This window comes from Olsenella sp. Marseille-P4559, assembly GCF_900605015.1.
GTDB lineage: Bacteria > Actinomycetota > Coriobacteriia > Coriobacteriales > Atopobiaceae > Tractidigestivibacter.
Genome location: NZ_LR027574.1, coordinates 72,616 through 84,395 on the forward strand (window position 1 = coordinate 72,616; position 11,780 = coordinate 84,395).

The window sequence follows — 11,780 nt, forward strand, 5'->3', positions numbered from 1 at the left end:
ATGTCGAGGAAGGGCAGCCCTCCCGACAACTCCCGCATGGGGGGCCTCTTCGGCACCATGAAGAACGGGATGTCCTGCGGGAGGGACTGGGAGGGCGTCAGCCTGGAGGAGCTCGGGAAGAGGATCGATGGCTACATAGGGTGGCACGACACAAAGAGGATCAGGCGCTCGCTGGGCTCGATGGGCCCCTTGGCATACAGGCAAAGCCTAACCCTTGCAGCCTAGCGAGAACGGTACGGAAAAGCGGTACCACCCCCAACCCGCAACTCTGTGGCTATCAAACACGCGCGATCCTAGACACGCGGAACCACCCAGCCGAAGGCATCGGAATGCGTTACCCAACACGCGGATATCAGACTCGCAGTCGTGCGTCGAACCAGACACGCCGGATGGTGGCAGGCGCCCGGAGGACCATATGGGAAACGACCCCAGCTCCGAGAAACTCGGAGTCGGGGCCGTTCTGCCTCTTGACAGGGTAAGCTACATATCAGTTCTGCTTGAGCGTCAGAAAGATTTTGGATCCTGGCGCGAGTTTCAATTGAGCATGGGGATAAGTACGCTGACCACTCGTAGTCGGCAAACACATCGCCTTGTCTGCGACGCTAGTTGGACCAGAGTTTGCCATTCACCTAATTGAGCTCGCAATCATTCGGTTGGGTTTTTGAATTTGTACTTAAATGGTGCAAATAGAAGACTGGAGCTCATCATGAATGACAAGAAATACGAGATTGCAATGGAAGTTGCCGGAAACACTGCCATGTGGACGCGGCCTGATACTGGTGATTGTCCATGTAGCTATCCGGCACCGACATACTCGGCGTCCAAGGGAATATTCGAAAGCATCCTGTGGGGACCAGCAATTTCTATAATTCCAACGAGGGTGGAAATATGTAAACCTATCCAGTATCACTCTTATGTAACTAATTACGGCGGCCCGAACAGATCGAATCCAGATATCAAAAGTGGCAATAACTATCAACTTGTTGCAACGGTTCTTGTCGATGTTTGTTACAAGCTTTATGCCGTAGTGGAACAGAACAACAATCGAGATTCCTTCAATTTGAGGTCGCGTCTGTGGGATGCACATACTACCTCACCAGGTCATGCATATAAAGCTATCTTCGAGAGACGATTGAACCGAGGCCAATCATTCGGCACAGTATCACTTGGATGGAGAGAGTTCACAACCTCATATGTTGGCCCTCTGAGATCATCTACTCATGCATGTGAAGAGCTACCTGACATCGTAATTCCTTCGATGCTTCGAACAGTCTTCGATAGTTCTACATATGGACATGTCGGGCCTAGATTCGATACCGATGTGCGCATTCATGATGGCACCCTTATCTATCCATTGGGCGGTGATAACAGATGATTAACGAAGCATTCAGTATAACAAAGGCGCTTCAAGCTTCTGGCATTGACTTTAGCGACCAAATTAGGTATTTCGAACTCGATGAAATCCCGAATACCCCATGTATAAGAATATGCCTGAATGACAATGGTATTGCGAGCCTCAGTACATTGACTGGCGACGAGCTGGCCGGGATATATAAATTTGGGAGCAATCAAGCTTCGTACCCGCATATGAATCTGGACGCTCTTTTTGCCTTGCCAAAAGACAGTGCTGATTCGAATATCCTAAATAAAGCGGCGAAAGGGAATGAGCCATTAAGCGATAAAGACATTGAGACCATCATCTCAATGTGTAATGACTCCTTATGGTTCCCGAAGAATGCTCGGAAGCAAGAACGTTTTGCTAGAAAATACAAGCTGCGTATGGTGATAGAGCCCCATAAGTTGCTGGAACTTACAGGGGATTTTGAACCAGTCAAACTGCTGGTCGAGGCTACAGACCGATACAGAAATCCAATGACTCTCTATGAAATGCTGAAACAATATGCCTTTCAATGTCTTAGAAAGCACCAAGATATCTCTACGGCCTTGCTTCTGCTGTTTAACATGCCTAAACGGAAGAACGATTCTCTGTCGTTCATCTTTGATACGGAGGAACTCGTAGAAAGCGGTTGGTCTACCCGTACATACCAGTTCAACAACTCACTAAACAAGGCGCTGTTAACTAATGAATCGGTAAGCGATATCCTAGACAACAACGCTTTGGTGGATGCCCTTGGACAGCCATATGAACCTACGACAGATCGTATGGCAACTTTCAAATTGCCGGATAATATGTCTGCTTCTTTACGCACAATGAATGATGCGGCAGTGTGCCAGATAAAATACGGCTTGAAGAAGAATGACTCTTTCCCGTTAAGCATCAGAAATAGGGAAGTGCTGGCTGGTGCGATGCGGTGGCTAAATAATCAAGCTCTCGAGAATAAAGTATGGATATGGACATCGAAATCGCATAGCCATGAATGGCTATATGTATATCCAATAGGTGAGTTCATCAAACAATTGGACTATACAAGTGTGTTTGGCGTCAGCCCCGAGAGGGAGTTCGAAAGTGTGTTTAGCGTCAGTCCCAAGAGGAAGTTCGAAGAAGCTGCGGCAGTATATATAAATAAATTGCGACACGGCGTTGAAGGTGAAGACGCTGGGGCTACTGATGACATTCGTGTATTTGTCTTGCGTAAAGTAACAAATAAACCACCTGGCAGAACACGGGTAATGTACACAAGGGCTGTCAATATCCAATCGCTTGAAGATAATGTACGCGACTGGGAAGCTGGGTGCGGCAACCATCCAGAAATCCTCGGAGGGCTTGCCAGACGGATACCATATCCCATGAGCATTGCCGAAATAATGAATACTCAGGTCAATCGCGATGAGAAAGAGGGCTCCGGGCCGAAACGTAATAATAAGGAGGCCCCCAACTTAAGCGTTGTTCCCGATTATTACGGTGTGGAGCTGCTCTTGGACAAGATGCTTCCTGTAGAAAGGGAGATGCATATTGCAGTAGAAAAATGTCCCAAATTGATTGCCGCCACTGGTGCAGCTCTTGCCAAAAGGGATTACAATGATATATCCAAATCATGCATAGATGCAATAAATCTGCTCATACCGTTTTTGTCACTTCTTTTACATCGTGAAGGGATATATATGGATTCCTACTGCAACGAGGCCCCCTACTTGTTTGGCCAACTACTGCATGAATCCGACATTCTTCATGAGCTCTATTGCAAAGTGGTGCGTGAGAAAAACTACCCTCCTCAGTTTGTTGGATCAGCTTTGTTCCGTGTGGCGTCCGATTCTCCAAAGGAAGCTTTTGTCATCTTGGGACAAAGAATCTTGCCTTATCTTGCTTGGGCTAAAACCTTCAAGAATGAAACCAGCAAGGACGAGGAACTTGAGAAGAATCGACGGTTGACTGCTTGGATATGCAAGGAATATCAGATGACCATGGATAAGCTGGGGCCTGCATGGAAGAGCCCCAGGAGTTTCTCGGATGAAGAGAGGGCTCAGCTATTTATCGGATTCCTGTCTTCACTGCCGAAAAATCGCAGCGCTTCCAGTGACAATGGTGAAAACTAGCGCAGAAGAAAGGACAGATCATGGTAGATGAAATTAAGCGTGCTACTGGTTTGCTTGTTATCGAGGTTGTGAACTCCAATCCGAATGGAGATCCCGACAGAGAGAGCGATCCGCGGCAGCGAGAAAACGGACACGGAGAGATTTCTCCAGTGTCGTTCAAGAGAAAACTTCGCGAGCTGCTTGAGGACCACAATTCCCCATTCTTTGCAGCTCTACCGGAGGTGTACAGGAACAGTCCAGATAACTACCAGATACTTGAACATCGTGGTCGTGACCGTGGTGCCATCTCCAAAGAGATGGGTGCAACTAAGGATAACGCTAAATTCAATGAAAGAGATTTTTTGAATAGCGAGTTTGTCAAGAAGTATTGGGATGCAAGAATATTTGGGAATACGTTTTTGGAGTCGGGCGGGGATAAAGGCTTTATAAAAACGGGCGTCGTTCAATTCGGAATGGGAATATCAATTGCACCGATTCATATAATTCGTCAGACAAATACGAATAAGGCTGGTGTCCAGAAGGAAAAGAATTCCGGTATGGCTCCAATGTCGTATCGAGTCGTAGAGCACGGTATCTATACTATGCCTTTCTTTGTCAATCCGAATTATGCACGGAAATCAGGTTGTACAGCTGATGACATCGAGTTGATGAAGCTGATGATTCCTTATGCATATGATTTAAATAGATCTTCAGTACGCCCTGATGTCCGCATCAGACATGCATGGTATATCGAACACAGGAGTATTTTGGGCAGCTGTCCTGATTATCTTCTTTTCGAAGCACTAACTCCAAAGAAAAAAGACGAACCCGACGAGCCATCAGAATCGTGGCTGGATTATGAGGATGTGGACCAGCTTCCAGACAAGCTGATGGAAAAAGTTTCTTCCTGTAATGATCTGGCGAAAACGCCTGTATTGTAGGAATTGAGTGAATATGGAATATCTTGCACACAGCGCGAATTGCGATGGAAAATCTCAGAGCTATGAAGACCATATCCTCGCAGTAATGCGTCGTGCAGATAGGTATGCTGCAGAAGCTGGGAAATATGCAAGGACCTCATGCCTAGAGCTGCAGCATACAGTCCATAATGCGGCCCTTTGGCATGATCTCGGGAAGCTGGACAAAGACAACCAGGACGTATTGCGTTCGACCCAGGATGGAAAAGGCCATCTTCCTGTGAACCATGTTGATGCGGGATGTAGCTACTTGTTGAAGTCTGGAAGTCTGCTGGCTGCTTTGTCTGTCTATTCTCATCACGCGGGCTTGCCTGATATTGCTGAAGAGCAGGCGCGAGGTATGAATTTTCTTAGAGACAAACAGATTAAGCGACAAACCGATAACGAATTGGGGGAGCTCGTATCAATACACGAGTCTCTCACGTCTGCTGATGCGGCTGACCATACTCTCGAGAAGACGCCTAATGGATTAGGCGTGTATTGTAGAATGGCGCTCTCGTGTTTGGCTGACGCTGATCATTCCGACACAGCAAGGTTTTATGGTCAAGGCCCTTCGGCGGAAGACATGCCTTTGCTGCGCGCCGATGAACGTTTGAGGATGCTCGACCAGTATGTCTCTGACTTGGGGACGAATGATGAGAGAAGTCGTTTGCGCCGAAAGATGTATCGGGCTTGTCGGTCTGCCAATCTAGAGGAAAGCTTTGTATCGTGCGATAGCCCTGTGGGGTCCGGCAAAACGACTGCGGTAATGGCTAATCTTCTCCATCAATGCTCTGAATATGGCCTGCGAAGAATATTTGTGGTGCTGCCCTATACGAGCATCATTAGCCAGTCCGTGAAGGTTTACCGCAAAGCCTTGGTTCTCCCGGGCGAGGATCCAAATAGAGTTGTCGCTGAAGTCCATAGTCGAGTGGATTTCGAAGATTACGATACCAGATACCTAACGGCACGTTGGAAGGCGCCAATCGTAGTGACTACTGCGGTTGCTTTTTTTGAGACGTTGGCATCCAATAAGCCGTCTGTACTTCGCAGGCTGCATGAGCTGCCGGGGAGCGTCATATTCGTTGATGAGGCACACGCTGCGTTGCCTGTTCAATTGCTTCCGATAGCATGGAAATGGATGAACTGTCTTGCTGAGGAGTGGTCTTGCAGATGGGTGCTCGCCTCTGGCTCCTTAGTTCGTTTCTGGGAGCTCTCAGCATTTAAGCATTGGAAAATTGGGCTTGAACAACCTGATGTCACTAGGCTAGTTCCTGAAGCAATCAGAGCTGAATTGTATAAATATGAGCTAAACCGAATTAGGTATTGTTATCGTGAACAGGCAATTGCCTTGTCTGATTTTCCTACATGGGTATGCGGCGAGCCTGGTCCGAGGCTGGTGATAGTCAATACGGTGAATAATGCCGCTATCGTTGCGGATGCATTCAGACAAGAATGTGGTCGCGAACGAGTAGAACATCTTTCCACCGCTTTGACACCAGGCTACAGGGCAAAAACTGTTGAAAGAATCATAAAACGACTATCGAACGAAGAGGATACGGACTGGACACTGGTGGCTACTTCATGCGTTGAGGCCGGTGTCGACTTTTCATTTAGAACTGGTTTTCGTGAAACATCTTCGCTTCTTTCGTTAGTTCAAAGTGCCGGGCGCGTTAACCGCAATGGCGAGTACGATGCTGCGGAAATGTGGACATTCTTGTTCCAAGACGATTCAAGACTAAACAACAACAAGCGTTTGAAGGCATCTCGTGAAGTACTGCTCAACTACTTCAAAAAGAGCATTCCCGTTAATGCCGAGCTAAGTACAACATCAATGAATGAGGAGCTGTCTTGGGGCTCTAATGAACGGGTGAGATTGTTTATTCGCAAACTGCTTGACGATGAGGGTGATTACGAGTTCAAGGAGATTGCCTCCGAGTTCAAAGTCATTGATGATGACACCGTCGTCGCGATTATTGATCCTGAACTGGCTGAAAGAGCCGTGCGTGGATATAGCTGCTGGGAGAATCTCCAGAGTGGATCGGTCTCGATACGCAAGTGCTATATCGGGAAATGGCAGCTGCAGAAGCTGAGCGAAGATTTATACCAATGGACCTTGCCCTATGATGATTTCTTGGGATATATGCGTGGTGTCATGGAGCTGGGCCAGTTCACAAACGGAACGCTAATCCTTTGAGCACCGGGGAGTTTTCCCTATGTATTCAGACGAAGACTATTTAATGTTGTCAGGCATCCAGCACTTCGATTATTGCCGGCGCCAATGGGGGCTCATCCACGTGGCGGATGAGTGGCAGGAGAACGTCCTGACCATTGGCGGAGACATTATGCATGAGCGTGCGCACGACGATTCCCTCCGCGAGCGCAGGGGAGACACCATCATCGTGCGCGGCCTGACGGTGCGCTCCTCCGCGATGGGCGTCATTGGGCAGTGCGACGTAGTGGAGTTTCACCAGAGCGAGCATGGTCATCCTCTCGTAGGGGAGGATGGCCTATGGTCCGAGTTCCCTGTGGAATACAAGCATGGGCATGCGAAGACCATCGATGCCGATAGGCTTCAGCTGACGGCCCAGGCGATGTGCCTGGAGGAGATGTTTGGCTCCGAGATCCCATACGGCTTTCTGTATTACGGGGAGACGCGGTCTCGCGAGAAGGTCGAGTTTCTGCGGGAGATTCGCCAGGAGGTGGAGCGTGACTTTGCGGAGATGCACTCACTGTACCAGAAGCGCTGGATCCCAAAGGCAAGGTACCGCAAGAGTTGCAGGTCATGCTCCCTCTATGAGCTGTGCATGCCGAAGGCGAAGAGCGCCCAAGCCTATGTCGACGAAATGTTGGAGGGATCCTTGTGAGGCGCCTTGGGAACACGCTCTACATCTTGTCGGATGACCTTTACCTTACGGTTGACGGCATGAATGTCGTCGCTAAGCGACAAGGGGCAGAGATGGGCAGGATACCTCTGCATACTCTGGCGAGCATCTACTCGTTCTCGTACATGGGCGCCAGCCCTGCCTTGATGGGCCGCTGTGCAGATGAGGGTATTGAGCTTGCATTTTTCACATCGAGCGGCAGGTTCCTTGCCGACGTGGCAGGCATGCCCCATGGGAATGTACTGCTGCGACAAAGGCAGAGCCTGATGTCCCAGAACCGCGAACAGTGTCTGGTAGTCTCGAAGAACTTCATCCTAGCGAAGGTCTTCAACTCGAAGTGGGTTCTAGAAAGATGTATCCGAGACCATGGGATGAGGGTCGACGTCGACTCACTCAAGCGAGCGTCGCAAATGCTCAGTAGCTCGTTGCGCGCCCTCAAATCGTGCTCGTCAATTGAATCATTGCGAGGGATTGAGGGGGATGCCGCAGCTGAATACTTCGCAGTGTTCAACGAACTTGTGCTGAATACTGACAAGGCATTTGAGTTTCGTGGGCGGAACAAACAACCGCCCCTTGATCCTGTGAACGCAATGCTGTCTCTCTTCTACACCATGCTCTCACTTGACTGCTCCTCGGCTTTGCGTGGGGCGGGGCTCGATCCCTACATCGGGTTCATGCACACGGACAGGCCTGGCAGAAGGTCTCTGGCGCTTGACTGCATGGAGGAGCTTCGCCCAATCCTGGTTGACCGCTTCGTGCTGACTGTCATCAACAATCGAACGATAAAGGCGAAGCATTTTGAAACGAGGGAGAATGGCGAGGTCAGGCTGACGGATGACGGGCGCAAGGTTCTCTTTGATGCCTGGCAGGAGAAGAAGAGGGAGGTAGTTACACATCCTTTCCTCCATGAGAAGATGCCCTATGGATTAGTACCATACGTACAGGCACAGCTCCTGGCGCAGTACGTTCGAGGAGATATCGACGGTTATCCACCGTTCATGTGGAAGTGAGGAGTCGCTTTCCCATGTATGTCGTCATCACTTACGATGTTGATACTACGACGCCTGCGGGGCAAAAGAGGCTTCGCAGAGTGGCTAAGATATGTGTCAATTATGGCCAGCGTGTCCAGAACTCCGTGTTTGAGTGTGACGCGGATGCTGCAACGCAGGCAGAACTCCGTCACAAGTTGACGGAGATTATAGACGTCAAGCACGATAGCTTACGGTTCTATAACTTGGGCGACTCCTACAAGAGCAAGATTACTCATATTGGAGCCAAGGAAGGTTATGACCCTCAGGGGTTCCTGTCCCTCTAGAAGTGCGAACCGTAGGCAATCAGTCGCGCACAGGGGGCTTCGCACCTTGACAATGGCATTTGGAGCCAAAACGATAAAGGACATAGGTATGGCAATAAGATATGCAACGGGCTATGATCAACACCTTGTGGTCTGATGATCATGTGCTACCATATTTTGCGGTCGTCCCTCATACGAGGGGCGTGGATTGAAATTCGGCTGGGACGTTGAGCGAGGCGCAGGCGGCCGTCGTCCCTCATACGAGGGGCGTGGATTGAAATTCATACGTCCGAGACGTGACGACGCTAAAAGCACGTCGTCCCTCATACGAGGGGCGTGGATTGAAATGAAGCGGAGAAGACCGCGCTCACGGAATCGCAGAGTCGTCCCTCATACGAGGGGCGTGGATTGAAATCTTGAGATAGAGGGCGAAAGCATGAACCACGTGGTCGTCCCTCATACGAGGGGCGTGGATTGAAATGGTGGCGCTGGCCGCGACCGAAGCGCCCGTGGGTCGTCCCTCATACGAGGGGCGTGGATTGAAATCAGGCTGTCGATGTTCTCCTCGCTCATGGAGAGGTCGTCCCTCATACGAGGGGCGTGGATTGAAATAACCCACTGGACGGGCGGGGCTGCGGCAACACAAGTCGTCCCTCATACGAGGGGCGTGGATTGAAATAATGATGGAGTCGACGGCGTTGGTGAATGCGCTCACGTCGTCCCTCATACGAGGGGCGTGGATTGAAATTTCAGGGGAAGCGACACGTCAGGCGGCACGACCGTGTCGTCCCTCATACGAGGGGCGTGGATTGAAATCTTATCTCGTCCCTGACCGCGATGCCCTCTGAGTCGTCCCTCATACGAGGGGCGTGGATTGAAATTTGTGCGCCTTGGCCTCGATGATTCCTGTGGCGGTCGTCCCTCATACGAGGGGCGTGGATTGAAATTTCGTCCAGCACGTGGGGCACATCCCATGACGCGGTCGTCCCTCATACGAGGGGCGTGGATTGAAATCGCGCCCATCCATGCCGTGACGGTGCCGCCCTCGGTCGTCCCTCATACGAGGGGCGTGGATTGAAATGCCGTGGACGAGACGGGGAGCGGCATCGCGGCCGTCGTCCCTCATACGAGGGGCGTGGATTGAAATTATGCCGCTGGCGGCAAGAAATCTCGGATTCCCAGTCGTCCCTCATACGAGGGGCGTGGATTGAAATTTTGCGTCCCAGCAGGGATTGTGCGTGGTCCTAAGTCGTCCCTCATACGAGGGGCGTGGATTGAAATTGGAGGTCTGCGTCCGAGACTACGCGGACGTACCGTCGTCCCTCATACGAGGGGCGTGGATTGAAATGCCGTGGACGAGACGGGGAGCGGCATCGCGGCCGTCGTCCCTCATACGAGGGGCGTGGATTGAAATTATGCCGCTGGCGGCAAGAAATCTCGGATTCCCAGTCGTCCCTCATACGAGGGGCGTGGATTGAAATTTTGCGTCCCAGCAGGGATTGTGCGTGGTCCTAAGTCGTCCCTCATACGAGGGGCGTGGATTGAAATTTGCCGCGAGCGGCATTGAATCATCGGCGAGCGGGTCGTCCCTCATACGAGGGGCGTGGATTGAAATTCATGCCTCGGGGCCATCGGGTGGCACCGTGGGCGGTCGTCCCTCATACGAGGGGCGTGGATTGAAATCGCCCGGCTACGAGCCGAGCACCGTGACTGTGTAAGGTCGTCCCTCATACGAGGGGCGTGGATTGAAATATGCCTACAAGGACCAGCAGTGGGCGGTAGGCAGGTCGTCCCTCATACGAGGGGCGTGGATTGAAATCGCGTCAACCCTGTGGTCACCGGTGTCTATCGAGGTCGTCCCTCATACGAGGGGCGTGGATTGAAATGAGAAGCAGTCCCGGCACATGCCCTGGCGCCTGGTCGTCCCTCATACGAGGGGCGTGGATTGAAATCCTTCTTCCTCTTCTGCCCGTCGCTTACGGCCTTGTCGTCCCTCATACGAGGGGCGTGGATTGAAATCTGCCACGTGGGCTGACGAATACCAGCGCACGAGTCGTCCCTCATACGAGGGGCGTGGATTGAAATTACCTTGGCATCCTCTCCGAGCATCCTCTCGATGTCGTCCCTCATACGAGGGGCGTGGATTGAAATCGGCATGGCCTCGTCCAGCATCGAGGAGAATGGGTGTCGTCCCTCATACGAGGGGCGTGGATTGAAATAGGCATCCGGGTCTCTGGACCTTTGACCAGGCAAGTCGTCCCTCATACGAGGGGCGTGGATTGAAATCAGTCGCCCACGACCTTGCCGAGGTCGCCCCCGGTCGTCCCTCATACGAGGGGCGTGGATTGAAATCCGGGCGAGGTCCAGTTCTCGACCAGCTTGCGGTGTCGTCCCTCATACGAGGGGCGTGGATTGAAATACGCTCATGGAATCCTCCTCCTTGTGTCTTGTCGTCGTCCCTCATACGAGGGGCGTGGATTGAAATCGCGCGTCCATCGAGCACGAGCCGGCGAACCTCGTCGTCCCTCATACGAGGGGCGTGGATTGAAATTCCCGCGACGCGGCGGGCAGGCCCCGCGCGCTCTCGTCGTCCCTCATACGAGGGGCGTGGATTGAAATTCCGCCACCTTGCGCGTATCGCAGCCGTCCACCAGTCGTCCCTCATACGAGGGGCGTGGATTGAAATGTCCCAGCCGATGGCCTCAGGCTCCGGCTGGGGGTCGTCCCTCATACGAGGGGCGTGGATTGAAATTTCGCCGACGTGGAGGGGGACACGCCGGGCACCGTCGTCCCTCATACGAGGGGCGTGGATTGAAATCTCTTCATGCACGGCTTCATCTACTACAACCAGGTCGTCCCTCATACGAGGGGCGTGGATTGAAATTTCACGGATGTCATGTGGGCAGCCCGGGACGCGGGTCGTCCCTCATACGAGGGGCGTGGATTGAAATTCCCACGACGCGGCAGGCAGGCCCCGCGCGCTCTGTCGTCCCTCATACGAGGGGCGTGGATTGAAATCCAATCCCGGGTGGCGCCCGGCCGGGGCGTGATGGTCGTCCCTCATACGAGGGGCGTGGATTGAAATACGGTCTGGCGGCTGAGGCCGTCCCCGTGCCTCGTCGTCCCTCATACGAGGGGCGTGGATTGAAATAGGCCCATGCGCAAACGAGA

General features: G+C 52.0%; 8 protein-coding genes and 1 CRISPR repeat array. All 8 genes read left to right on the forward strand.

Translation table 11 applies throughout. From position 1 onward, the window contains the following. The 8 genes from E0E00_RS06560 to cas2 all read left to right on the forward strand — a co-directional run bounded on the left by E0E00_RS06560 (position 1) and on the right by cas2 (position 8,630). The gene (locus E0E00_RS06560; protein WP_207302688.1) at positions 1 to 225 is read left to right on the forward strand and encodes an IS3 family transposase; all 225 of its coding nucleotides are present in this window, start codon (positions 1 to 3) and stop codon (positions 223 to 225) included. A gap of 481 nt (positions 226 to 706) precedes the next feature. Further along, entirely contained in the window at positions 707 to 1,375 is a 669-nt protein-coding gene (cas5, locus tag E0E00_RS06565; protein ID WP_207302689.1) for a CRISPR-associated protein Cas5, read from the forward strand. After that, positions 1,372 to 3,495, forward strand: a complete 2,124-nt coding sequence (locus E0E00_RS06570; RefSeq protein WP_130811755.1) for a hypothetical protein — start codon at positions 1,372 to 1,374, stop codon at positions 3,493 to 3,495. Before cas5 ends, E0E00_RS06570 begins: the two co-directional genes overlap by 4 nt. Before the next feature lie 20 nt (positions 3,496 to 3,515). Further along, on the forward strand, positions 3,516 to 4,415 hold the full coding sequence (locus E0E00_RS06575; RefSeq protein WP_130811756.1) for a type I CRISPR-associated protein Cas7: 900 nt from the start codon (positions 3,516 to 3,518) through the stop codon (positions 4,413 to 4,415). Positions 4,416 to 4,428: 13 nt separating this feature from the next. Next, positions 4,429 to 6,627 (forward strand): CRISPR-associated endonuclease Cas3'', encoded by a 2,199-nt coding sequence (locus tag E0E00_RS06580; protein WP_130811757.1) that lies wholly within the window; start codon positions 4,429 to 4,431, stop codon positions 6,625 to 6,627. 19 nt (positions 6,628 to 6,646) lie between these two features. Continuing rightward, positions 6,647 to 7,297 (forward strand): CRISPR-associated protein Cas4, encoded by a 651-nt coding sequence (cas4, locus tag E0E00_RS06585; RefSeq protein WP_130811758.1) that lies wholly within the window; start codon positions 6,647 to 6,649, stop codon positions 7,295 to 7,297. Continuing rightward, the gene (gene cas1c / locus E0E00_RS06590) at positions 7,294 to 8,325 is read left to right on the forward strand and encodes a type I-C CRISPR-associated endonuclease Cas1c (protein WP_130811759.1); all 1,032 of its coding nucleotides are present in this window, start codon (positions 7,294 to 7,296) and stop codon (positions 8,323 to 8,325) included. Before cas4 ends, cas1c begins: the two co-directional genes overlap by 4 nt. A gap of 14 nt (positions 8,326 to 8,339) precedes the next feature. Further along, positions 8,340 to 8,630: a CRISPR-associated endonuclease Cas2 gene (gene cas2, locus E0E00_RS06595; protein ID WP_130811760.1), complete on the forward strand. Its 291-nt coding sequence runs from the start codon at positions 8,340 to 8,342 to the stop codon at positions 8,628 to 8,630. Between the two features lie 161 nt (positions 8,631 to 8,791). After that, positions 8,792 to 11,760: a CRISPR direct-repeat array (repeat unit 33 nt; unit sequence GTCGTCCCTCATACGAGGGGCGTGGATTGAAAT). Positions 11,761 to 11,780 lie beyond the last annotated feature (20 nt).